Source organism: Mesorhizobium sp. AA23 (assembly GCF_001672435.1).
Taxonomy (GTDB): Bacteria; Pseudomonadota; Alphaproteobacteria; order Rhizobiales; family Rhizobiaceae; genus Mesorhizobium.
The window spans coordinates 1-22918 of the sequence record NZ_LYTP01000005.1 but is presented as its reverse complement, the minus strand read 5'-3'; the positions used below and the strand labels follow the sequence as shown (position 1 = coordinate 22918).

The window sequence follows — 22918 nt, the reverse complement described above, 5'->3', positions numbered from 1 at the left end:
CATGGAACAGCTGACGCTTGACGGTGACGGCATCTCGGCGACCATCGTCGGGCAGGGGGCCGAGGTGGTCTCCTTGCGCGATGCCGAAGGCACGCAACTTCTGTGGCAGGCGGGGCCTGAATGGCGGCGTCATTCGCCGGTGCTGTTTCCGATAGTCGGCCGGCTGAAAGGCGACCAGTTGCGCCATCGCGGCAAAGCCTATCCAATGACGCAGCATGGCTTCGCCCGCGACAGGCGCTTTGCCTGGGCGGAGCAGGGGCCTTCCTATTGCACGCTGGTCCTGACCGATGACACCGAGACCCGCACCCGCTACCCATTCGCCTTTCGGCTGGCCATAAGCTACAGCCTCGGCCCCCGCCAGCTTGGCGTGACCTTCGAGGTCGCCAACACAGGCGACGAGGTGCTGCCGGCCTCGATCGGCGCCCATCCGGCCTTCAACTGGCCTTTGCTGCCGGAATTGCCCAAGGAAGCCTACCGGCTGACCTTTGCCGACGATGAACCTGCGCCGATACGACGCCTGAAGGACGGGCTGATGCTGCCGACGCCGCAGCCAACGCCCGTCGAGGGCAAGACGCTTGCCCTCTCCGAGCGGCTGTTCGATGACGACGCCGTCATTCTGGACCGGCCCGCCAGCACCAGCGTGCGCTATGCGGCCGGGCGGGGGCCGGCGATCGAAATGTCGTGGCAGGGATTCAACGAATTGGGCATCTGGTCCAAGCCCGGCGGCGCGCCGTTCCTCTGCATCGAGCCCTGGCATGGCGTTGCAAGCCCGGTCGATTTCGACGGCGAATTCGCCGACAAGCCGGGCGTGATGCTGATCCCGCCAGGCGCCAAGCGCAGGCTGACCTACCGGATCACCATCAGCCGGGATGCGTAAGGCATGGCGTTCGCGATCAAGGCCGAGGTCAAGGATCCGCTGGCCGAGACATTCTCATTCGCGGCGCAGAAAACCATGTATGGCGGCTATCGCCGAAGGCGACACGATCTTTGTGTTCGCCAGCGAAAACAAAGCCGGACAGGGGCTGGTCGCACGGGGCGTTGTCACGTCATCCGAGGCCATTCCCAAAAGATCCGACCGCGAACGGCAGACGCCGCGCGTCAGTGTTGCCATCCGCCGCACCGCATTGGCAACGCGGCGATTGGGTCGGGACGAGCTCAAGCGGTTCAAGGACTGGAGCGATGGCAGGCCCGAGACCGAGCTCAACTTCAAATTCAATCGCCAGGCGACGAACAAGATCGTCAGCCTCTCGCATGGGACGGCGGCTTTTCTCGATGGGTTTTTCTAAGACGGCAAGCCACGGATCAAATCGATCTCTATGGAATCCGGCTTTTGAGAGCCACGCAAGCGAGACGTCTCAGCCTTGGACGCCTGGGCGAGTTCGCTGCTAACGTTCCACCGCACGGCTTTGAAGGAGACGCAACATGGACCAATTCACCGGCGGCTGCCTGTGTCGCAATGTCCGGCTTGTGGCGTCGGGCCGCCCATACAGGGTCTGCATCTGCCATTGTCTCGATTGCCGCAAACATCATGGCGCGCTTTTCTATGCCTCGGCGGTATTCCCTCAGGACGCGGTTACGATCGACGGTGAGACGCGCGAGTATGCCGGGCGGTTTTTCTGTCCGCGCTGCGGTTCGTCCGTTTTCGCACGCACCGCGGACGAGATCGAAGTGCATCTCGGGACCCTGGACGCCCCAGACCAGCTAGCCCCGACCTACGAAAGCTGGATCATCCGTCGCGAGTCGTGGCTGCCGCCGTTTCCAGTCAGCAAGCGATACGAGCGCGATCGCGAGGCGACGAGCCGCTTCGAAGAATAGGTCGCGCCATTCCTTTCTGGCCGTCAGTCCGGAAGCCCGGCCTTGCGGAACCCGTCAACGAAATGCTCGAGCATCGCGTCGTCGCGGAACGGCTCGGTCCAGACCCAGTGGCTGGTCGTGAAATGCGGGTTGGCGATAAGGAACATCTCGACCTCCGCGCGCGCCTCTTCGAACCGGCCGAGCTGCGCAAGGCTTGCCGCCAGGAAACGGCGTGAGCTGGTCCGATAGGTCTCGTCCCGGCGCAGCGTCTCGATGGCGGCTTCATAGTCGCGGGCCGCATATTGCGCGGCGCCGAGCGTGAGATAGTACCAACTCGGCGGAAACGGGTTCAGCCGGAACGCCTTGCGAATGTGCTCAAGGCCTTCCTCGATCCGCCCGGCTAGGACCTCGATATCGGACAATGTCGCCCAGGCGTCGGCCTCGTTCGGATCGAGCTCGAACGCTCTGGCGAATTCGGCATCCGCCTCGCCGAAGCGATGCTCATAGGCAAGCAGGTTGGCAAGCACCCAGCGGCAGCCGGCGTCGTTGGGGTCGATCGTCACGGCTTTGCGGGCCAGCTCCAAGGCAATGCTCCGGTTGGGGTCGACGGGCTCGCCCCAATGCACCCATCCCATCCAATGGTTCATGGCGAGCCAGCGATAGGCCTCGGCATATTCCGGATCGAGCGAGACCGCGCGCGTCAGCATCAGATGCGCCTCCCGCGCCGTCTGAGGCGAGTCGTCGATCAGTTTTCGCGCCCGCACGCACAAATCGTAGGCCTCGAGATTCTTGGGCCGATTGCGCGGCGGCTGCGTGCGCAGCCGGCCGAGCAGCGCCTCCACGATCTTGGCCGTTACCTCGTCCTGGACCGCAAAAATATCTTCCAGACTGCGATCGAAGCGTTCCGCCCACAGATGCTCACCGCTCACCGCGTCGACAAGCTGCGCGTTGATACGTACACGCCCCGCGGCGCGCCTTGCGCTCCCCTCAAGCAGGTAGCGCACGCCAAGGTCCTCGGCGATCGCGCGCACATCCATCGGCTTTCCCTTGTAGACGAAGACCGAGTTGCGCGCGATGACGAACAGTCCCGCGTTCCTGGACAGGTCAGTGATCAGGTCTTCGGTCAACCCGTCCGCGAAGGATTCCTGCTCGGGATCATTGCCGAAATTGACGAAGGGCAGCACGGCTATCGAAGGCTTGCCGGGCAGTGGTAAAGGTTTTCGTGTCGTCTCGCCAAGCTGTTCGATGACCCCCGTGAAGCGATAGCCGACGCGCGGCACCGTAGCGATCCATTCACCGCCGTCGGCGGCGGGGCCGAGCAGCTTTCTGAGCTGCGCGATCTGGACGGTAAGGTTGCCTTCCTCGACGGCCGTGCCCGGCCATGCCGCGTCCATCAGCTCGGCCTTGGCCAGGATTTCGCCGGGACGTTCCACGAGCGCGGCAAGCAGCTTCAGCCCCCGATAGCCGGCGGCCACGGGGACATCGTTCCGAAGCAACGTTCCCGCAGCTGAATCAAGCACGTACGGGCCGAAGGCAAAGCGCGATCCCTGCATGCGGCGCATCTATAGAGCAATTCCAGGAAAAGTGTGAGACGGGTAGAGCAGTTCGTCATGTCCGATGAACCGCTCAGGCCGATTTGGAAGTTTTGAGAACTATTTGGATGCGCTTAATTACGGCGCAGCCCGCATCCTGCAGAATCCAACCTCATTCAGGTGGAAGGCCCCAACTCGAAAAGCATGGGGCCGCAAACCATAGGAGGTTGCCATGAACGACACGTTTGCATCGATCCCGCAGCTGGCAACGCTGGTCGGGCAGGCATCGCGCCGGCGCTACAGCCTGCAGACCCTGCGAGGCATGATCGCAGCCCGGCGCGAGCAGATACGGTTTCGCTGGGATCTGAAGCGGATATCAGAGGCCAACCCGCATCTGATCGACGATATCGGACTGACGAAAGAGCAGGCCGAGGAAGAGATCGCCAAGCTGCCCTTCTGGCAAAGATAAACGCGGATGTGGCGTCAACGCTGATGCCGGCAGCGCAGTCCCACCGGGTAGGGTGGTCCGGCATGAGCTCGAAGCGACATCGGTCGGTCATAACGGGGAATCTCGTCGGGGCATCAGGCCATCTGAGTTAAACCTGCCGGACGACAGTGCCGATGACATTGACGAGAAGCCGGGCTGCGGTCAGCGCCGACAGGCCGTCAATATCGGCAGGCGGATAGAATTCGACCAGATCAAATCCTGCGATCCTGGCCCGCTTGCCGAGGCCGGCGATCAGGTCGATCGCCTGGGTGTAGGTGAGGCCGCCTGGCGTGCGCGCCGCCACGCCCGGCATGATGCTGGGATCGAGGCCGTCGCAGTCGAAGCTCACGACGACGCGCGCGCCGTCCGGAATGTGCCTGAGAGCTGCGTCGACGCCCTGGGCATGAAGCTCGCGGGCAGTCACAAAGCGGCTGCCATAGCGTCGCGCCGCTTCGATTTCAGCCAGGCGTGCGCTGCCGACGCTGCGCAGGCCGACTTGCACGAGGCCGGCGATATGCGGCATCTCGCTCGCCCGGCGCATCGGGCTCGAATAGCCGTAGCGTTCGCCATCGACCTCGTCGCGCCAGTCGATATGCGCGTCGATCTGCAGGATCCAGACCGGCCCGAGACCGGCAAAGCCGGCGAGAAAGGGAATTACCACGGAATCGTCACCGCCGAGCAGGATCGGCACGGCCGACGCGGCCAGGACCTCGCGCGTCTTCGCCTCGATCCGCGCCCGGTTTCCCTCATTGTCATGCATGACCGTCGAGATGTTGCCGGCATCGACGCAGCAGACCGCCTTGCCGTCGAACAATGGACCGCCGAGATCGAAATCCCAATGCTCGACCAGCGGCGCATCGTCCTGGCTCGCAGCGCGGATGGCGTCGGCGGCCAGAACATAGCCGCTGCTGTCCTTTCCCGGATAGGTGCTGCCATGACCGGCACCGTAGATCACCATGCGAGGCGCGCAGCCTCCGGCGAGGCAGTCGGGAAAGCCAAGAAAGGAAGATGAAGAGGTCATTGTTCAATAGTCCGAATGTGAGCGCTCGCGGCGAGGGGCACGTCGATAGGATCGCTTTATCGCCTCTACGTGATCCATATCAGAAAGTCGCATAAGATAGATTATGGAACGTCAACGAGGTCCTTGATGTGTTCGTGAATCCTTGTAGCCGCCTCCGCCGCGCTGATCGCTGTTACGTCGATCGTCAGGCTGTTCGGGTGCTTCGGGTCAAGGACAGCGACTGTTCGGCTGCGGTGCCGCGCGACTTCCGGATCGATCGACTTGAGACGGTCACGTCGCGTTGGCGACATCACGCGACGTACCAGTTCGGCCTCTTCGCAAAGCAAGCGCACAGGCACGAAGTGAGCGCCTCGTCGATCCGACGCATCTTTCATCTGCTGGTAGGACGCCAGGCTTCTCGCGTCTCCTTGGATGCCGGAGTTCGTGAAGATGAAGTTGGCGGCGGGAGGACAAAGTGTTGCCACGGTGTCCAACACAGCCTGACGGACCTTGGCGGTCTGCTCCCAGACGGCATCAGGCAATGTGCGGCGACCGTCATCGGCAAGCAGTGCCAATATAGGATTGTTGATCCAGTGATTGTCGATGACCTGGCCGGAAAGTGCCGTTACGAGTTCCCGTGCGATCGTCAGCTTGCCGACGCCAGGGAAACCGAGCAGCAGAACAAACACATTCTGAACCATCGATCAGTTTCCGAAGCACCAAAGAGAATCGGATTGACGACTAAGCGCCAAAGTGAACAGGCGTCTTTATCGCTCTGATTCACAAGGAATTTCGATCGTCATGCCGTCATAGGCCGGCACCACGTGGTCCGGCGTCTCGGCCATCACGGCGGCATAGTCCAGCGGCACATGCATATGCGTCAGCACCGCGTTTTTCGGCGAGAGCTTCTCGATCCAGCCCAGTGCCTCGGCAAGCGACAGATGGCTCGGATGGCTGTTGTACTGCAGCGCGTCGATAACCAGCACGTCAAGGTCTTCAAGGCGTCCCGCGGTGGCAGCTGGAAAGTCGCTGATATCGGGGCAATAGGCGATCCCGCCAATGCGGAAACCGAGCGAAATGATGTCGCCATGGATCTGCGGCAGCGGCTCAAGGGTGAGGGGACCCCCCTCGCCTTCGATCACCACCGGCCTGGCATGGTCTATGAGATGCGGCCTTACGATCGGTGGATAGGAACTGCCCGGGGGCGTCTCGAAGCAGTAGCCGAACGCCTGGCGCAGCCGCAGCATGGTCGGCTGGTCGGCATGGATATCGATACGACGGCGTTGCTCGAGCACGAAGCCGCGCAGATCATCGATGCCGTGAATGTGGTCGGCATGCGGATGGGTATAAACCACCGCGTTGATGTGCTTGACCGAGGCGAGCAGCATCTGGGCACGGAAATCCGGTCCGGTGTCGATGACGACGGTGGTGCGGCCGCCATTCCCTGCGATCCGCTCGACAAGAGCAGCCGTGCGCATGCGGCGGTTCTTCGGATTGGCCGGATCGCAATTGCCCCAGTCGCCGGTGATGCGCGGCGTACCGGGCGACGAGCCGCAGCCGAGAATGGTGAGGCGCAGCTGGTCGCCCATGTCAGGCCGCCGTCACGTCCGGTCGCGGCATCTTGGTAAACAGCCGGAAGACATTGTCGGTGGTGATGTCGGCGATCTCCGCCTCGCTGACGCCGATGGTCTCGGCCAGCACCTTCGCCGTATTCGCGACATAGGCGGGCTCATTGCGTTTTCCCCGATGCGGGATTGGCGCAAGATAAGGCGCGTCGGTCTCGACCAGCAGCCGTTCGCGCGGCACATCTGCGGCAATCGCGCGCAACTCGGTCGAGTTCTTGAAGGTCAGGATGCCTGAGAAGGAGACATAGCCGCCCAGCGCCACGCCGACTTCCGCCAGCCGACGCCCGGACGAAAAACAATGCAGGATGAAGGGGAAAGCGCCCTTCCCTGTCTCCTCCTCGAGAATCGCCGCCATGTCGCCGTCGGCGTCGCGCGAATGGATGACCAGCGGCAGGCCGGTCCGGCGCGCGGCGGCGATGTGAGTGCGGAAGCCTTGCGCCTGTGCCTCGCGCGGCGCGCGGTCATAGAAATAGTCCAGGCCGGCTTCGCCGATCGCCACCACCTTGGGATGGTCGGAAAGCCGCACCAGCTCCTCTGCGGTCACATCGAGCTCTTCCGCCGCATTGTGCGGATGAGTACCAACTGAGCAATAGACATCACTAAAATCTTCAGCAATTTCAATAATTTGCTGAAAACGCTTCACGCGCGTTGAGATGGTCACCATGCGGCCGATCCCGGCTGCGAGAGCGCGGGCGACGATAGCCGCCCGCTCCTCGGCAAAATCCGGAAAATCGAGATGGCAGTGACTGTCGACAAGCATCAGGCTTTCGTGTCCTGCTCGACGTAGCGGGGAAACACGCCCTCAGGCACCGGCAGCGCCGTGCCGGGCACCAGCGCATGGTCTGCGTGGACATGCGCGAAATTGCGCTTGTCCGCCGGCACAGCCAGCAGGTCGAGCAGCCTCGCCGCCGATCCGGGAATGAAGGGCTGGCAAAGCACCGTCACGCGCCGGACAAGCTCGGCCGTCGTCCACAGCACCGTCTCCATGCGCTCCGGATCGGTTTTGCGCAGCGCCCAGGGCTCCTGCGACGCGAAGTAGCGGTCGGCGTCGGCCACCACGCCGAAGATCGCCGCCAGCGCCAGATGGATGCCCTGCTCCGCCATCGCTCTGCGTGCCACCGCAAGCGCCTCCACCGCCTGGTCGAGGATCGCCGCGTCGGCTTCGGTGAGCTCGCCGCGCTTCGGCACCGCCCCGCCGCAGTTCTTTGCGATCATCGACAGCGAACGCTGCGCCAGATTGCCGAGGCCGTTGGCGAGATCCGCATTGGTGCGGTTGACGATCGCTTCGTGACTGTAGCTGCCGTCCTGCCCGAACGGCACCTCGCGCAGGAAGAAATAGCGTACCTGGTCGAGCCCGTAATGCTCGATCATGGCGAACGGATCGACGACATTGCCGACCGATTTGGACATCTTCTCGCCGCGGTTGAACAGGAAGCCGTGGGCGAACACGCGCTTCGGCAATTCTATGCCGGCCGACATCAGGAAAGCCGGCCAGTAGACCGCGTGGAAGCGCACGATGTCCTTGCCGATGATATGCGTCGCCGGCCAGTAGTGCCATCGCTCGGATTTGGTGTCGGGATAGCCAGCGGCCGTGATGTAGTTGGTCAGCGCGTCGACCCAGACATACATCACATGCTTGTCGTTGCCGGGTACAGGCACGCCCCATTTAAACGTGGTGCGCGAGATCGACAGGTCCTTCAAGCCGGACTTGACGAAGCTGATCACTTCGTTGCGGCGCTCCGCTGGACCGATGAAGTCGGGCCGGCTCTCATAAAGTGCCAGCAATTTGTCCTGATAGGCGGAAAGCCGGAAGAAGTAGCTTTCCTCCTCGTTCCATTCAACCGGCGAGCCAAGCGGCTCGCGGCGCACGCCGTCGTCGCCGAGCGTGGTTTCGCTTTCGTCGAAATAGGCTTCCTGTCGGACCGAATACCAGCCGCTGTAGCGATCAAGATAGATGTCGCCATTGGCGGCCATCGCCTTCCAGATCGCTTGGCAGGATGCGTAGTGACGTTGTTCGGTCGTGCGGATGAATTCGTCGTTTGAGCCCCCGACTGTCTCGGTCATCGAGCGGAAGATTGCCGAATTGCGGTCGGCGAGCGTTATCGGCGCGATGCCTTCCTTCTCGGCTGTCTGCTGCATCTTGAGGCCATGCTCGTCGGTGCCCGTGAGGAAGAACACTTCCTTGCCGTCGAGACGCTGGAAGCGGGCCAGCGCGTCGCTGGCGATGACCGTATAGGCGTGGCCGATATGTGGCTTGCCATTCGGATAGAAAATCGGCGTGGTCAGGTAGGATTTTTCGCGTGACATGAATGAACCGTCATGAAGGTCTGAATGTGAGTTGTGGCGGTGGATAAACTATCGGCATGGCGATTGCTATCCCGATGCATGCCGCCCAAAAGTGGTGCCCGGTTTTGGGGCAGCGGCATGCACTAAGAAAACCGTCACATTCGCATCACAGAATTCAGGCGGTCGATCATGGTCAGGGCGTGCTGCTTCTTGTCGAGATTGTAGGTCTCTGCCTCAGATATCGTGTTCAAGGCCTCGTGCCAAGCGTCGGACAGCGTTTTGGCCCTGGCGAGGTCGCCGGCTAAGGCCGCTTCGCTGGCGGCGGCCGACAGCAGATCGAGCGCGCGGCGGTTGAAGATATCGAATTGGATCGCCTGGTCGCGGCCGGCAACGGCTTCGGCAAGCCGATGGGCAGCGGCAATGTCCGGCTTTTGCGCCGCCACCAGCGCGTCGAGCGCGCCGGCGATTTCCAGCCCGCCATACTGGGTAAGCAGGATCGCGTTGCGCGCGCTGCCCCCTGCCCGCTCGGCCAAAGCCGCGCGCGCCGCCGGATCGACCGGCGGCGGCGGCTCGATGCCTTCCAGCACACCCATCAATTCGTCCGGCGCAAGCGGCGTCAGCCGCACCATTTGACACCGCGACCGGATCGTCGGCAACAGGCTGCCCGGCGCATGGACGATGAGGATGAACAGGGTGCGCGCCGGAGGCTCCTCAAGATTCTTGAGCAAGGCATTGGCGGCATTAGGGTTCATGTCGTCGGCCGGATCGACGATGACGACGCGGTAGCTGCCGTCATGCGAGGTCATAGACAGGAAGCGGCTGACCTTGCGTATCTCGTCGACGGTTAGCACAGTCTTGAAGCTTTTGGTCTTGTCGTTGGCCGGACGGGTGAGATGCAGCACCGAAGGATGCGCGCCGGTAGCGATCTGGCGAAACAGCGACGAGGCCGGATCTGGAACGGCAAGCGCTTCGGGCGCGGCCGCAAAATCGGGATGTCTGAGAAGGTGATGCGCCAGGTGGAAGGCAAGCGTGGCCTTGCCGATGCCGTGCGGCCCGGCGAGGATCAGCGCATGCGGCAGCTTGCCGGCGCGGTAAGCGGTGGCAAGCATGCCCGCCGTCTGCGCGTGGCCGATCAGCCGCGAAGTTTCCGATGGCTCGGGAACGCCGTCCAACGTGTCGTGCTGTTCGGGGGCGATGCGTTCGAAGATCATGCAGGCGCCGTCTGCTTCCTTTGCACCGGCATCCGCTTTTCCAGCACCGCGAACACGGCCGCGGTGACGACGTTTTCCACCGTTTCGGGATCGGCCGACGCATCGATCACTATGCAGCGATCCGGCTCCGCCTCGGCGATCGCCAGGAAAGCCTCCCGCCGGCGCTGGTGGATGGCCACAGTCTCCTTCTCGAAGCGATCGGCGCTGTCGCCGGCGCGACGGCGTGCCGCCGCGCGCTTCAGACCTTCGGCCGGATCAATGTCGAAGATCAGCGTCATGTCGGGGACCATGCCGTTGATGGCGACCGCCTCCAGCGCTTCCATGAAATCCGGATCGAGCCCGCCGGTAACCCCCTGATAGACGCGCGAGGAATCGATGAAACGGTCGCAAAGCACGATCGTGCCGCGCTCGACCGCCGGCCGGATCACCTGCTCGACATGGTCGGAGCGTGCGGCGGCGAAGAGGATCGCCTCCATCTTCGGGCCGAAGGGCTCGGCGGCCCCGGACAGAAGCACATGTCTCACCGCCTCGGCGCCCGGCGAGCCGCCTGGCTCGCGTGTCACCAGAACCTCGTATTTCTTGGCGCGCATGCGCCGTGCCAGCCGCTCGATCTGCGTCGACTTGCCGGCTCCTTCGCCGCCTTCGAAGGTGATGAAAAATCCGCTCGCCAATCGTGAATGCCTTCGCCCGTGCTGGCCGCTGTCATAGCTCCCGTCCGGCAAAAGGTCCACGAGCCTGCCCGATCACAAATGTTTCTGACGCAGCCAGCCGACAGCCAGTTCCTTGGCGGCGTCAAGCGCACGCTGCGGCAACGTCCCGACCTTCACCGCCTCGGCGGCGAAAAGCGGCGTTCGCTGGCTGAGCGTGTCGCCTATCCAAACGCGCAGCTCCCCGACCGGTTGCCCCTCCTCCACCGGCGCCGCCACCGGACCGTCATAGACAATTCTGGCGGTCAGCTTGTCGCGGTTGGTTATCGGCAGAAGGATGTCCACCGGGCCCTTGGCTTTCAAGGCCACGCCGGATTTGGCGCCGCCGAAGACTTCGGCTTCGCCGACGACCTCATCCTTGGCGAAGATCTCCGTCTTCTGGAAGGAGCGCGACCCCCAGTCTAGCAGCTTGCGCGCCTCCTCGGAGCGTTCCCGGTCGCTCGCCAGACCGCTCAGCGCCGCGATCACCCGAATGCCGTTGTGGCTGACCGTGCCGACAATGCCGAAGCCGGCGGACTCGCTCGCCCCGGCCACGAAGCCGTCGGCATCGATCCCCATGGCCAAAAGCGGATTGCGGTTCCGCTGGGAGATCTTGTTCCAGGTGAAGTCGGGCTGGCCGTAATAGTGGAAGAACTCGGGATAGTCGCGCCAGATGTGCAGCGCCAGCATCGTGAGTTCCCGTACTGTCGTCTGCTGGCCATCTGCCGGCAACCCGGTCGAATTGACGAAGGTCGATTTCGAGAGACCAAGCTCGCGGGCACGCTCCGTCATCTGCGCGGCGAAATTCGCCTCCGAGCCCGCCATGCCTTCGGCAAGCACAATGCAGCCGTCATTGGCGGCCTGCACGGTCACGCCCTGGATCAGATCCTCGACACGGACCGCCGATTTGAGCTTGGCAAACATCGTCGAGGTGCCCGACGGCGCGCCGCCGGTGCGCCAGGCGTTTTCGCTGACCACGAAAGTATCGTCGAGCGTGATCCGCTTCGATTTGATGGCGTTGAAGACCACCTCCATAGTCATCAGCTTGGCCATCGAAGCCGGCGGGATCGGCTTGTCGGCATCCTTGGCGAAAAGCACCGTGCCGGTATCGGCGTCGATCATGAAGGCCTGGGCCGCCTTGGTCTCGAAAAGCTGCGCGCCGGCCGGGGATGCCCAATGCAGTATCAGCGCCAGGCCTAGTAATCCGGCGAAAGGCTGAAAGATGCGGAACTGCATGAAATATCGACCCACTTAGCCGTGCTGGCGTCGACAAGCTATCAGGGTTCTTTCCGCTGGATCAACGGCGGGGGCGAAATTGATCAGTTTCGCACAACCAATGCGTCCGGCGCGCCGTGCGACCAGGCCGCCTGCAGCAGGTCGTCGATGCTGCCATGGCCATCCGGATAGACGTTGACCGCGTACCAGTCGTTGCCGTCGAGCTCGGTGCGCTGGATTTCAGTCCTGCCAAACGGCTCGAGCGCCGCCGCCACGCGGCTTGCCTGCGCCGCATTGTCAAAAGAGCCGGCGGCCACATAATCGGAGGCCGGCGCCTGTTCCTGGCCGTTCGACTTCTTCCACGACTGGAGGATGTCGGCCGGCGACATACCGCTGCCGTCGAGGGCGGCAAAGACGTCGGCGTGATTGACGCGCTCATCCGCGTAGGACAGCGACGCCATGGCAAAAGGCGAGTTCGGCGGCAGCCTGAACTGCGGCCGCTCCGGCACGATCGGCCCGAAATCCGGCAGCACGACATCGCTGGCGCCCTGCGCTTGCCCCGACATCGCCGGTTGCGCGGCGGGCTGCTCCGACAGACCGGGCTGCGTGCCAAAAGCCTGCCCAGAACTGGTCAGCTGGCCGGGGAACGGCACGGCCGCTGGAGGTGCATCGCTCATCGACAGGCTGGGCGACGGGCCGTTCATGGCCACCATCACGCCCGTCGGCAAGCCGTCGGACGGATCGGGCCGGCTGCTGCCGGGACGGTAGGAAGCCATCAGATACTGGTCATCATTGCCGTCGAGAGGCGCCCGACCGACATATTCGACCTTCACCCTTGCCGTGCCGACCTTGCCATAGTCAAGCATTTGCGCGGCACGTTCCGAGACGTCGATGATGCGGCCCTCATGGTATGGGCCGCGGTCGTTGACGCGCACGATGATCGAACTGCCGGTCTCGAGATTGGTGACGCGGGCATAGCTCGGCAGCGGCATTGTCGGGTGCGCCGCCGTCAGTTGCATCGTGTCATAGACTTCGCCGTTGGCGGTCAGCCGGCCGTGGAAGGCATCGCCATACCAGGAAGCCAGGCCCACCTTGGCGTACTTCTTATCTTCCTTGGGATAGTACCACTTGCCGCGCACCTGGTACGGCTTGCCGAGCTGGTCGCGGCCGCCGCCGCGCCGCATGAAGGCAACGCGCGGGCTCGCCTTCACGCCATATTCGGACTCGGCGAAATACTCCTTGGAGCGCGGCCGCTTGTCGACCATGCCTTTCGGTTGCGGCGTCGACGTACAGCCGGCAAGCAGCACCGCCGAGAGGGCGCACAGCACGAAGGCAGGAGCGCGACGAAGACGCGGGCGCGCCGAAGTCTGCATGTTTTCGATTGTCCCCTACAGTCTCGCCGCCATCAATCGGAGCCAAGCGCCCCCGAATGCAGCAACACCTTGATCCCCAATCTCTTTGTGCACAGGAAATGTTTATTACGATGTTAATCGATTATGGCCGGAACCGGGCGAGATTATGGCGGGGAAAAAACTGCCGGCGAGGATGAGCCTTGCGTGGATGAGCGCCGGATGGAGGGGCAGCTTTTTGGAGGGGGACTTCCATTTCCAACCGGCGCTCACAGCGCTGGAATTGCCCGCGCCAACCAGGAGTTTAACATGGGCGTCCGCAAGGCCTGCCTAGATCGAACGGATGAACTCGGTTCATCCATATGAGCAGTGGTTTCACGGATCAGTTGGGAGACGCTTTCGCGCCTAGCCGGAGGCGTTGCCGTCGGACTGGACAAGAAGACGCCCACCACGTTTTCCGTAGCGGGCGCTAGTTCGGGAGGAAGTGAGAGACGCTTGCGGTCTGGGTCGTCCCCTTGCCCGCTAAGGACGGTACGCCTCGTTTGGCTGGAGAATAAGCGCGCTAAGGTTGAGCCGCCGCATATTCTGGTTGCGTGACATTTTCGCCACAGACATAAAAGTGCCCGGCCAACCGGGCAGCTGGGCAATGCATCGTCTGTCCCGACCGCAGGAAGGTACGTCGCGGTGGTTGACGCAGCCCTGACCGCCGCACTACAGCAATGAAGCGCGAAGGTTGGAAATGCCTCGGCGCCAATTTGGCGCCGACCATTGAAAATTGACCAATAGCGACGATCGTAGGTGGTTGAAAGACCATGATGGAGGGATGGCCGAGCGGTTTAAGGCACCGGTCTTGAAAACCGGCGTGGGCGCAAGCTCACCGTGGGTTCGAATCCCACTCCCTCCGCCACAATCAAAGGAAAATCAACAAGTTAGGTTCCGGTTCGTAGGCTTGCCATAACCGTTGACCCACCCAAGAAAAAGGCCCGGGAGCCGAAGCCGCCCGGGCCAAGAGAGCCCCAAGAAAGCTCAGGTGTGACGTATTTCAACTGTATCCTGGGATCCGGTTGAGCGCCACAAACGTGGGGTTGCCCTGTCAGCCTGTTTTCATGAACATCAAGTATCCGACGGCGTGGTCGATCATGACGCGATAGGGCTCGCCGTGGATGGCTTCCATCTTCTCGGCAAGGATGCGGGCCAGCACTTCGATTTCCTCACCTTTCGCCTTTGCCTCGGCGATGGTCTTTTTGAACATATCAGTCGCCATAGGCCAATACCTCCCCCGTATCGCCAGCATCCTCCTCGCGGTCGCTACGAGAGCCGGCAGCCCAAGGAACCTGACAGACACGGTTGAGAGCGCCAAGGCTGGGCTCTGCCGTGCCGTCGTCCTCGTGGTCGCTGGTGTCGGCCTCCCTATCATCGTTGTAGCCGGACCAGCCGCCGAGATAGGGCTCGTCGTCCGCACCGTCCTCCAGGTCTTCGCGGTCGGCTTCCATGAGGTCGAGCGCGGTGATCAGCGACATGGCACGGTCGAGCAGGTCGTTAAGCTGTGCCTCGATCGCTTGGCGCCATGTGCGAGGATCGACGCCAGCCGGGCACCCGAATGGCGTCAGTCTGACAATGGCGTTCATAGCCCCGCCTCCCGATCGAGGAAGGCCAGCGCCGCCTTGATGACTTTTTCGGCTCCGTGGTCTATGAATGCGTCCTCTTCGATCGCATAGCGCATGGCTTCCGCCACGCCCCGCAACGTTGTCGGTTGCGGTGTGTCATTCCATAGACGATCGGACGCCGGCCCGTAGGTCGACTGGACGATGTCCTCCTCGTTTTCCGTGGTGATGAACTCGCTTGGGATAACGCGGAACACGGCCACGCCCACTCGGTATGCCCTGATCGTTTCGGCGAGCGGGTCAGATATGGTTGCTGTAGCTGCCAGAGCCACAGGAAGCGCCGTGGCGCCTGCCATGGCCGGCAGCGATGCTAGAGCGCCGAGAGCGGCGCGACGTGTCATTGCCTGAGATTTCATTGCGAAGTCCCCACGGTAAGACCGGCTTCTCAAGGCCGGCGGCAGAATCCCACAAATGGGAATTGTGCCTGTTCTCGGTGGACGGCACCGAAGCCGGGGGTTGAGAACCAGCCGTGAGACTGGCGCGACGCTTTTAAGGTTTCCCTCTGGACAGCACGGCGCCCCCCGGCCATAACGGTCGGGTCTGGAGCCGCGCCGCCAAGCGCGTCCATTTCAAGCCGCAAAAAGCTTGCGACTTGGTTCATCCGAGAGACTTTCCCGCCAAGGAAAGTTGTGTCCCCGCCAAGGGACCGTTCGGAGATATCACGGTCCGGGTTCTCAAGCCCACGGACACGCTGCGCTGATTTGCTGAAATCGTCAAGCACTCCCCTTGGGGGAGACCGGTCTTGCTTACGCGCAACACTTGCGCGATGCTGAATATTGGGGGGATGCAGGATGACATTCCTGATATTCTGGCTGGGCTTTTCGCTCATTGTCGGCGTGGCCGCGAGTAAAAGAAATCGCAGCGGAGCCGGGTGGTTCTTTCTCTCGCTGATATTTTCGCCCTTGCTGGCAGGTCTTTTCATGCTTGCTCTAGGAGAGAACAAGCCATCTGGCAGATACGAAGCTGTGCAAGTCGTTGAAGTCGAACCGCGCTCGAAGACCTTCGGCCCGATCCTCGAAAAGAAGTGTCCCGACTGCGCGGAGATGGTGAAGGCGGACGCGCGCATTTGCCGGTTCTGCCGGCACGAGTTTTGAAAGTTTGACAGAAGGGAACGACATGGCAGCTTCAAAAGACGACTGGAAAGCATTTCGAGCAGAACTTCGCAGACAGCTCGATCTGGAACGAAGGTTTATTGAGAACGCCGAGTCGGGCCGAACGGGAATATGGCATGAGCATCCCGGCAAAGGACGCGTCGACGCGACTGCGGGACACATTGAGATGGCGAAGCAGGCTGCGGCGGTCTTGGAAGGTGTGATCGCCAAGATCGACACAGACCATCTTGCCGACTGAGTTGCCGCTGGTCCCGCTCTACATCGCCGCAATCGGCCTTGCGATGGTCGCCAGCGCGGTCCGGCGCTACCGGCAGCGCGATATGGTCGGCATGGCGGCAAGCCTGAGAATTGCTGGCTCGGTGTTGTATGCGCCGCTGCGGTGACGTGACAGGAGCTCCCTAGATTGCTCGGCCAGTCTGGCGCTCTCGGCAATTGTTGCCCGAGTCTGGTCGATCAGATCTCGGTTACGCATGTCCAGCTGGCGGAGTTCGCTCAGTAAGCGATGTGTTTTTTCCGTTTCCATTGCCGTCATCCGATACTCGGCAGACAATTAGGGCGACTGCGACAGCGTCAGAGTTGCGGAATAGACACCCAAGCCAGCTTCGTCCTGCACCGACACGACCAGTGTGCGATCCTGCGCGACGACCGCCGTTTCCTCACCCGCGATGTCGTGTAGCGCTCTTAGCGCTTCCTTCCGCGCGGCGCCGATGGTGGCCAGTTCCACCCAGGCGTCCCCGAGGCTTTGCCCATCCCAAACGACTTCGAACAGATAACGCGGCATTTCAGCATTGTAATTCCGACGGATCGGCCTGCATTTAAATTTGAGGGTCAGGGCAAGCCCGGCTACGTCCTCTTGCGGTGAAGGTCTTTCGGGCGCGTGTCCGGAGAATAGGTCAGTGTGATCCGCTTGCCGCCGCACACGCCGCATTTCATCCTCGGCCGAAGGTCCCATTCCATAGCGGGAGCGTTAGGCCCGAACCGATTGCGGAGCGCTGGCAGATCGAGCTTTTGATGTCGATGGCAATCGAGGCAGCCGCCCGTGACAGACATGCCGGCGTCGATCAGTTGTTGCAGGGTCCAGCCGGTCTCCATGCTCGGCGATATCAATCCGAATCTAAGCCATTCAAACCAACGTCTTTGGCGGCGGTGTCCTTACGTTCATCCCCCGCGTCGTCAGTTTCCTCGCCACGCATGCCACCCTTGTGGTTTGCGGTTCTTTCCAGCAACTCGCGGGACCGCCGAACGGCTGCCCTTGACTGTTGCAACAATTCGAGCACGTCTCTTTCGGGCATTCTCCAGCGTCTCAACGCAATATGGCTCCTGCTAAGGATATAGGCGTTCCGCCTAACGGTGTTGAAGAGGCCGGCAGCCGAGAATTTCAAGGCAAGAGCTTTCAAGGCAAGAGCCCGCTCGCCTGAGGGGGGTCGAACGGGCTCCGGGGGACATGCCCCACGCGGCGCGGTGAACCTTGCCGGAGGACACACGCCGCGACACTCAACCGGGACACTGGTAGGAATGTTCCGCGATGCGACCGAAGTCGGATGGTCTGACGCTTTGGTCCCTGTGCCGAAACCTTCGCCTCGCTGCATCATTTGATAGAGCCGGCGAGCTTAACTCCCTTTCGTTCGACGGCAGTGCAGAGAGTGAATAGATGCCCGCCATCCCGTTGCCTGGGGTGACGGGCATCGTCTTGACCGGACATTAGCATCTGCTTGAAGAACCTATTGGCCACGTTTGAGTTGTATCGGCATGGCAAGGGGCATCAACATTGGCGACGAGGTCGCAATTACCGCCAAGGTGCGCAGGCGCGTCACCGAGGATCGGGTAAGCGTGTCCATCCCCTCCTATGGCCAGCCTCATTCGATTGTCGATCGGATCTCGAAGGTGAAGCAGGGCCAGGAGATCGAGCTTCGAGGCGATGTCACGCGCGTCGATGAAGGCAAGGTGACCATCAACTTGGGCGTGCCCGTCACGGTGAATGCGGATACCGTCAGGCTGGTCACACCCTACAAGCCGCCGACGAGGAAGAGGCCGCTTGTCGACAAGCCGACATGACCAAGCTGTCCGACCTCGGGCCGCCGATCATCGGTCGGCGCCACAGCAAGGAATACGTCAACGAACGCGACCATTTCCACAGGTGCCCGGTCTGCGGACAAGCGGTCGATTGGCGCGATCTACGGCAAGTGATCTGGCATGAACAGCCGGGCCACAAGCCGCTTGAGATAGACTCTTAAAAGGGTGCCCGTGACTGGCGCGAACACGCTATGCGAAGGGGGATTCACATCCGACAAGTTCCGATCTAGAATCTGCTTATGGATACGGTCTTCGATGACATCTCAAGCGTCCTCAGGAAGCCCCACAGCGATGTTTGGGCCAGGGCCCGCGCTATCGCCCTAGATACTGCCGGCAAGTTCTTCACCGGCATTGCTATCGGCATCGGCTTCGCGATCGTCCACGCTGTCGCCGGCTGACCCCAAAACAACAATTTTCATCGGCTGCCGTGCGCTTTTCAGGGTGTCTTGGCACATCTAGCTCCCCGGACTTTGGAGAAACTTTACCGTTCCCGGGCATCATCAGCCGATGAGCCACACCCGGGAAATACTGTTCATGCTTCTGGTTGGCGCCATCGTCGGCGCGCTAGGCGTAGCGATCATCCACGATTATCGGGCGAAAGCCAACGCCTTCACCAAAGAGCAGCCAACCCCGTGGTACGGACGGCGCGCCTGACTGGCCCCCACGCCGCATGATCCTGCCGCTTAGGCTGCGAGCGCACCAACGTTGGCCGAGAACCTTTCCCAATCCCGCTGCACCCTTGTGAGAGGATATGGCCTAGCGTGGATCTCATAGACCCAATCTCTCTTCCATCGGTAGACAATCCTCTCTCGTTCGGTGCCCTTATCTGCGACGAGCCGCAGATATTGGTGCAAACCTCGGGATTTCGCTGACTTCGAGAAAACGTTGAGCATCTGCCCTGCAAGAGCTTCGCTGGTGCTCCTAGCGTGTACTAGGAAGGGATCGATCTCCGTTGTGAGGGCCGACGCTCGATATGCCTGAAATAGGAGCTTCGTCAGGGCAAACGGACCAAACTGATCAACTCCTGACCATAGAAGCCACAGCACGAAACATTTGTCCTGCTCGTCGTGTAGCCATAGCAATCCCTCTGGACGAAGGCCCAGCCCGTGCAACTGCACGAGATATTCCCGGCCAGCATCTAAGTGATGCTGAGGTAGTTCTGGGAAATCCATTTCGCGACTCCTTCATCGGAAAAGACAGCGTCCATAAGGTCCGCTACCACCCGCAGCGGCATCTCATCGGAAATATACATGTGTTCACGACGCCATTGCAGAACAACAGACCAAGCAGGCGCCACCAGATCCGCCGGGCTGATATTTAAGCCCAAGATAGATGCCAGTTCCTTCAGGTCGTGGCTATAAAGCTCTCGCCTCGAACTTCGAGTGGGCCAGCTATTGAGCCTTTCCTTTTTCATAATTGCCGCCTTGATCAAGCACTCGCAGGCAAAGCCGGCGTGCGCCCATGCAAAATTCCTTGTGAAAGCGTTCTGCATAGCCATCTCGGCGACTGCGCGCGCCTGCTCGGCAAGCTGCACCCATCCGTCGACCGTATCTGCCTCTCTCTGCTGCATGCGCCGCTACAGTTCATTAGCCAGGTTCCTCTGTCAAATGCAGCCGTTAGAACGGTTTCAGCCGATCTTGAACTCTATCTCCAACAGCCACGGCGTAGAACTCGTCGTTCCCGATGTCTGGCGCAGCTTGTAGTACCTATAGCTCGTTGAATTGCTGAAGGTTACCGTCTCGACACATACGCCTCCGAGCGTGAAGCTGCTGCCGACACCGGTATAGCTGGAGTCGTCGTTGGAGCCTTCGAGAACCCACGTTCCATGCGAGTTGTCGGTGTCCTGCAGCCAGGTAAATGCAGTGATGATCTTGCCCGACCCGAGGTCAAATTTTACCTCCTTCGATGATTGACCGCTGCTGAAGAAGCAGGCGTCAGTCGTGTTGAGGTCGATTACGCCGTCGATAAGATTATCGATCGTTCCGCCACCCAATGTCGCAGTCGTGCTGACGGTGATCGAGGCCGTTCGATTCCCGGTCTCTGCCGCATCTCGCGATGTCGGGTCACCTGTCGCGGCAATCCTGAACTCGATCTCTCGCAGCCACGGCCCCGAGTTGGTGACCCCGGAGATCTGGCGAAGCTTATAATAGCGATAGGCGGTTGTGTTGGTGAATTCGTAGAACGTCGCCAGCGACCCGGCCGAACCTAGGAGGAACGAGCTACCGATGCCGGTATAGGTGCTATCGTCATTCGAACCTTCCAATACCCAAGTGCCATGATGGCCAGTCGTCCCCTGAGACCAGCGGAAGCCATTGATGATCTTCTGAACGCCCGAGCCGAAGTCGAATTTGACTTCGCGGGTACTTTGGCCGGTGTTGAACCAGCATCCATCGGTCGAGTTGGCCCCATAGCCGCCATCAACGAGGTTATCGATGGAGCCGCCGCCTAGCGTGGCCGTGGTCGTGACGGTTATCGAGGAGGTACGGTCGCCAATGCCGCCTGGGTTCCAGTAGGAGGGGACGGGCGAACCTCCGCCTCCGCCGCCGACAGTGCCGTACCAATTGCCGTAGCCCAGTAGCATCCTGCTTTTACCTTTCGAAGATGGCGATGGAATAAGGTTCGCAGATTGAGCGGGCGATATCCCTGACACCTGCGGTGATGTCGAACACGGCGCCCTGGATCTGATCGTCGATGTTGACGGTCTGAATCTCGGAGGGATCGAAGCCGCCGCCGTGCACCATCAAATCGGAAAGGAGATCGGCTAGGAAATACAGGTCGGTTCCCGTCGCAACATTGAACCGGGTCCTGATCGCCGCCGCCACGTTTTTGGTCGTGATCAGCGTGTTTGAGGGGCCGTAATAATTGTACAGATTGGTTGCCGCACTGCCCTTGGAAATGGACGTGGTGACGCCAGTCTGGAGGTTGGTGAAGCGGTAAGCCGTGAGGTCCTGGTAATAAAGCTCATCATCGAGCACCTGCATGTCAGGCGGTGCCAGATTCTGCGAGGTGGCTACCGGGATCTGATAGGGGACCGATGCCGTCCAGACCGTTGAGCCAGTAGCGCCGTCAATCCTCGTGGCGGTGCCGTTGTCGGTCCAGACCACGATGTCGTTGTCATAGAGGACCGCGTAATTCAGGTCGTCGGCGAACGTCGAAAACTCGACCGTGGTAGTGACGAGGCCAGCCGCGTTGATCGTCAGCTTCCAGAGAGAGCTGCCGGCACACACCCAGAAGTCACAGTCGTTGTCCCGTACTTCACCGGCCAGGATGCACTGGGGAACGCCCCGGCCATCCCACGAGACACCGCTGATCGATAGGCGGCTGATGGCGGAGTCTGTGAAACGGTAGAGCGACACATACCCGAGATGGAAAGAAGCGATCAGCGCCAGGCCAGTGCCGGTTGGAAGCACGCATGCACCCGCGCAGCAAACCGTCTGGCCGGCATCGCCAATCGGGTCAACGGCCTCTGCCACAGAGACACCCGTGATCGGGTTCAGGATTAGCGGATATGTGCCGCCGCCTGAGCCAGGCACGAAGCCGACCGTCAGGATGCGATCGAGGTAATGGAAATACCGGAATAAGCCGAAGCCAACGCTGGAATAGGCCTGGCCGAGCCCGCTGATCTGGATGGCGTAGATCTCCCGCAGTGCTGAGATCGAGAAGCGCCGGATCGTGCCGATTGCATCGGAATAGCCGTAGAAGGTGTCACTGTCGGGGTCGATCGATGCCCAGGTGGTGATCTCGTCCGAATAGAACGCCTGGAAGCTCGATGCCTGGACCGATGATCCTGTGCTTTGGATGAATTCCGCCTCGACGGTCGGCGGCGCGCCAAAGTCCTGAATCGGGAAGTCGGTCAGAACGATATCGATATAGCCGCGATGGGCGGATACGTTGCTGGTGCCCTCTTGCTTGACCATGGTCGGGTCGCGGTCTTGCGTGCTTCTCCCGTCATAGAAACGGAACTTGAGGCCCCTGGCCCGGTATCCCGTCGTGTTGTCGTAGACCAGTTTCCCCTGAGCCCAGATCCGTTTTACGGCCCAGGTTGAATCAGGCACCAGCGGACGCGCGAAGCGCAGCCGACAGGACATCGTGGTCGTCGTGGTGGTTACCTGATCCCACCATTCCATATGGGTCTCTGTCACGGTGACGATCGGCGCGACCCAGATGTATGCTCCAGGCGAGCGAGCCTTCCCCCAAATCACCGGAATGGTTTGACCGAAAGCCGATGTCGGCAATGTGGTTTGGACAGGCGACGGCTCGGCTACAACAGGAGAAGGAGTCGTTGAACCCCATCCTTTCCAGACGCCAACACCAGTCCTGAGATCGTGAAAGCCGGCCATCAGGCAGTCCCCGCAGTGAAGTGGAGGAGCTTTGCAAGCGGGTTCGCCGGATGCCGCGCAAGGCTGATCTCGCCCAGATGAAACACTCGCTTGCAGAAGCGGCTTTTCGTTCCCGGAATAGGCCTTGCGAGACACACCATGTTGGCGCCTCGCGACAGTCCGGTGATCTCCCCGGCCTCGACCATCTCAAAGGCGCGACGGCCACACACAGAACCGAGATCCAGCCGGCCCACGGCCAACAACCCAATGTCGTCCTCGCTGAAATGGAGCCAGCGCCCGATCACCTCGCCCTCGTGCTCGAAAAGCATCTTGGGAGCGAAGGCGCCTGCAGCGATCAGGTCGGCAAAGGAACCGGCCCCTATGACATCATCTTCGCCGTCATGGGCTGCGATGTTCCAGGCGATTGCGTGGCCTGCGATCAGGGGTGCCAGCATTATGCCCTCGACGCCTGAAGGGTTAGTTCATTGAACATTTCGCGCGCCCGCTGCTTGGCGGTTTCTGTGCTTTCGCCGGGGGCGGCGTAATAGTTCAGCGTGATGTCCGA

Annotated in this window: 28 protein-coding genes and 1 tRNA gene; 10 read left to right on the top strand and 19 right to left on the bottom strand. The window is 61.4% G+C overall.

Annotated elements, in window-relative coordinates:
- Position 1 precedes the first annotated feature (1 nt).
- From A9K66_RS06475 to A9K66_RS06465, 3 genes are all read left to right on the top strand, one after another.
- On the top strand, positions 2-877 hold the full coding sequence (locus A9K66_RS06475) for an aldose 1-epimerase family protein (RefSeq protein WP_067321332.1): 876 nt from the start codon (positions 2-4) through the stop codon (positions 875-877).
- 79 nt (positions 878-956) lie between these two features.
- Complete coding sequence (locus tag A9K66_RS06470; protein WP_245307413.1) at positions 957-1286, top strand: hypothetical protein; 330 nt, start codon at positions 957-959, stop codon at positions 1284-1286.
- Between the two features lie 136 nt (positions 1287-1422).
- On the top strand, positions 1423-1815 hold the full coding sequence (locus A9K66_RS06465) for a GFA family protein (RefSeq protein WP_067321329.1): 393 nt from the start codon (positions 1423-1425) through the stop codon (positions 1813-1815).
- 23 nt (positions 1816-1838) lie between these two features.
- Here A9K66_RS06465 and A9K66_RS06460 read toward each other — a convergent pair whose 3' ends face one another.
- Complete coding sequence (locus A9K66_RS06460; RefSeq protein ID WP_245307411.1) at positions 1839-3356, bottom strand: winged helix-turn-helix domain-containing protein; 1518 nt, start codon at positions 3354-3356, stop codon at positions 1839-1841.
- A 202-nt stretch (positions 3357-3558) separates the two neighbouring features.
- On the opposite strand from A9K66_RS06460, the gene A9K66_RS06455 reads away from it, so the two are divergent.
- Positions 3559-3795 (top strand): hypothetical protein, encoded by a 237-nt coding sequence (locus tag A9K66_RS06455; protein ID WP_067321326.1) that lies wholly within the window; start codon positions 3559-3561, stop codon positions 3793-3795.
- 127 nt (positions 3796-3922) lie between these two features.
- Here A9K66_RS06455 and A9K66_RS06450 read toward each other — a convergent pair whose 3' ends face one another.
- The 9 genes from A9K66_RS06450 to A9K66_RS06410 all read right to left on the bottom strand — a co-directional run bounded on the left by A9K66_RS06450 (position 3923) and on the right by A9K66_RS06410 (position 13209).
- On the bottom strand, positions 3923-4834 hold the full coding sequence (locus A9K66_RS06450) for an agmatinase (RefSeq protein WP_067321323.1): 912 nt from the start codon (positions 4832-4834) through the stop codon (positions 3923-3925).
- Between the two features lie 101 nt (positions 4835-4935).
- Positions 4936-5514, bottom strand: a complete 579-nt coding sequence (locus A9K66_RS06445; RefSeq protein ID WP_067321320.1) for a chloramphenicol phosphotransferase — start codon at positions 5512-5514, stop codon at positions 4936-4938.
- Positions 5515-5580: 66 nt separating this feature from the next.
- Positions 5581-6402, bottom strand: coding sequence for an MBL fold metallo-hydrolase (locus tag A9K66_RS06440; protein WP_067321316.1), 822 nt, complete (start codon positions 6400-6402; stop codon positions 5581-5583).
- 1 nt (position 6403) lies between these two features.
- On the bottom strand, positions 6404-7198 hold the full coding sequence (locus A9K66_RS06435) for a TatD family hydrolase (RefSeq protein WP_067321313.1): 795 nt from the start codon (positions 7196-7198) through the stop codon (positions 6404-6406).
- Entirely contained in the window at positions 7198-8745 is a 1548-nt protein-coding gene (gene metG, locus A9K66_RS06430; protein WP_067321310.1) for a methionine--tRNA ligase, read from the bottom strand. Before metG ends, A9K66_RS06435 begins: the two co-directional genes overlap by 1 nt.
- A gap of 134 nt (positions 8746-8879) precedes the next feature.
- Positions 8880-9935, bottom strand: coding sequence for a DNA polymerase III subunit delta' (locus tag A9K66_RS06425; RefSeq protein ID WP_067321308.1), 1056 nt, complete (start codon positions 9933-9935; stop codon positions 8880-8882).
- Positions 9932-10606 (bottom strand): dTMP kinase, encoded by a 675-nt coding sequence (gene tmk / locus A9K66_RS06420; protein ID WP_067321305.1) that lies wholly within the window; start codon positions 10604-10606, stop codon positions 9932-9934. Before tmk ends, A9K66_RS06425 begins: the two co-directional genes overlap by 4 nt.
- Positions 10607-10678: 72 nt before the next feature.
- Positions 10679-11857, bottom strand: a complete 1179-nt coding sequence (locus A9K66_RS06415; protein WP_067321302.1) for a D-alanyl-D-alanine carboxypeptidase family protein — start codon at positions 11855-11857, stop codon at positions 10679-10681.
- Between the two features lie 83 nt (positions 11858-11940).
- A complete protein-coding gene (locus tag A9K66_RS06410; protein WP_067321299.1) occupies positions 11941-13209 on the bottom strand; it encodes a septal ring lytic transglycosylase RlpA family protein in 1269 nt (422 codons plus the stop codon).
- A 793-nt stretch (positions 13210-14002) separates the two neighbouring features.
- On the opposite strand from A9K66_RS06410, the gene A9K66_RS06405 reads away from it, so the two are divergent.
- A tRNA-Ser gene (locus tag A9K66_RS06405) sits at positions 14003-14092 on the top strand.
- Between the two features lie 186 nt (positions 14093-14278).
- Here A9K66_RS06405 and A9K66_RS30095 read toward each other — a convergent pair.
- The 3 genes from A9K66_RS30095 to A9K66_RS06395 are packed head-to-tail and all read right to left on the bottom strand — an operon-like array spanning position 14279 to position 15205.
- The gene (locus tag A9K66_RS30095; RefSeq protein ID WP_156751026.1) at positions 14279-14437 is read right to left on the bottom strand and encodes a hypothetical protein; all 159 of its coding nucleotides are present in this window, start codon (positions 14435-14437) and stop codon (positions 14279-14281) included.
- A gap of 1 nt (position 14438) precedes the next feature.
- Complete coding sequence (locus A9K66_RS06400) at positions 14439-14813, bottom strand: hypothetical protein (protein ID WP_067321296.1); 375 nt, start codon at positions 14811-14813, stop codon at positions 14439-14441.
- A complete protein-coding gene (locus tag A9K66_RS06395; protein WP_067321292.1) occupies positions 14810-15205 on the bottom strand; it encodes a hypothetical protein in 396 nt (131 codons plus the stop codon). Before A9K66_RS06395 ends, A9K66_RS06400 begins: the two co-directional genes overlap by 4 nt.
- Positions 15206-15640: 435 nt before the next feature.
- Between A9K66_RS06395 and A9K66_RS06390 the strand changes: the two genes are divergently transcribed.
- From A9K66_RS06390 to A9K66_RS30090, 3 genes are read left to right on the top strand one after another with little or no spacing between them, the layout of a single operon-like run.
- Entirely contained in the window at positions 15641-15943 is a 303-nt protein-coding gene (locus tag A9K66_RS06390; RefSeq protein WP_067321289.1) for a zinc ribbon domain-containing protein, read from the top strand.
- 22 nt (positions 15944-15965) lie between these two features.
- Positions 15966-16199 carry a hypothetical protein gene (locus tag A9K66_RS06385; RefSeq protein WP_156751025.1) on the top strand — a complete coding sequence of 78 codons (234 nt, stop codon included), beginning with the start codon at positions 15966-15968 and terminating at the stop codon, positions 16197-16199.
- Positions 16189-16344: a hypothetical protein gene (locus tag A9K66_RS30090; protein ID WP_156751024.1), complete on the top strand. Its 156-nt coding sequence runs from the start codon at positions 16189-16191 to the stop codon at positions 16342-16344. Before A9K66_RS06385 ends, A9K66_RS30090 begins: the two co-directional genes overlap by 11 nt.
- A gap of 167 nt (positions 16345-16511) precedes the next feature.
- Here the strand turns inward: A9K66_RS30090 and A9K66_RS06380 are convergent, their stop codons facing one another.
- Positions 16512-16742, bottom strand: coding sequence for a hypothetical protein (locus A9K66_RS06380; RefSeq protein WP_067321283.1), 231 nt, complete (start codon positions 16740-16742; stop codon positions 16512-16514).
- 968 nt (positions 16743-17710) lie between these two features.
- Between A9K66_RS06380 and A9K66_RS06365 the strand changes: the two genes are divergently transcribed.
- Positions 17711-18016, top strand: coding sequence for a hypothetical protein (locus tag A9K66_RS06365; RefSeq protein ID WP_067321273.1), 306 nt, complete (start codon positions 17711-17713; stop codon positions 18014-18016).
- Entirely contained in the window at positions 18013-18195 is a 183-nt protein-coding gene (locus A9K66_RS06360) for a hypothetical protein (protein WP_067321271.1), read from the top strand. Before A9K66_RS06365 ends, A9K66_RS06360 begins: the two co-directional genes overlap by 4 nt.
- A gap of 159 nt (positions 18196-18354) precedes the next feature.
- Here the strand turns inward: A9K66_RS06360 and A9K66_RS31435 are convergent, their stop codons facing one another.
- The 5 genes from A9K66_RS31435 to A9K66_RS06335 form a co-directional block, all read right to left on the bottom strand.
- Positions 18355-18489, bottom strand: a complete 135-nt coding sequence (locus A9K66_RS31435) for a hypothetical protein (protein ID WP_280944316.1) — start codon at positions 18487-18489, stop codon at positions 18355-18357.
- A 683-nt stretch (positions 18490-19172) separates the two neighbouring features.
- A complete protein-coding gene (locus tag A9K66_RS06350; RefSeq protein WP_067321265.1) occupies positions 19173-19604 on the bottom strand; it encodes a hypothetical protein in 432 nt (143 codons plus the stop codon).
- Between the two features lie 57 nt (positions 19605-19661).
- Complete coding sequence (locus tag A9K66_RS06345; protein WP_067321262.1) at positions 19662-20615, bottom strand: hypothetical protein; 954 nt, start codon at positions 20613-20615, stop codon at positions 19662-19664.
- Positions 20616-20622: 7 nt separating this feature from the next.
- Complete coding sequence (locus tag A9K66_RS06340; RefSeq protein ID WP_156751023.1) at positions 20623-22374, bottom strand: hypothetical protein; 1752 nt, start codon at positions 22372-22374, stop codon at positions 20623-20625.
- On the bottom strand, positions 22374-22808 hold the full coding sequence (locus tag A9K66_RS06335; RefSeq protein ID WP_067321256.1) for an HK97 family phage prohead protease: 435 nt from the start codon (positions 22806-22808) through the stop codon (positions 22374-22376). Before A9K66_RS06335 ends, A9K66_RS06340 begins: the two co-directional genes overlap by 1 nt.
- Positions 22809-22918: the final 110 nt, after the last annotated feature.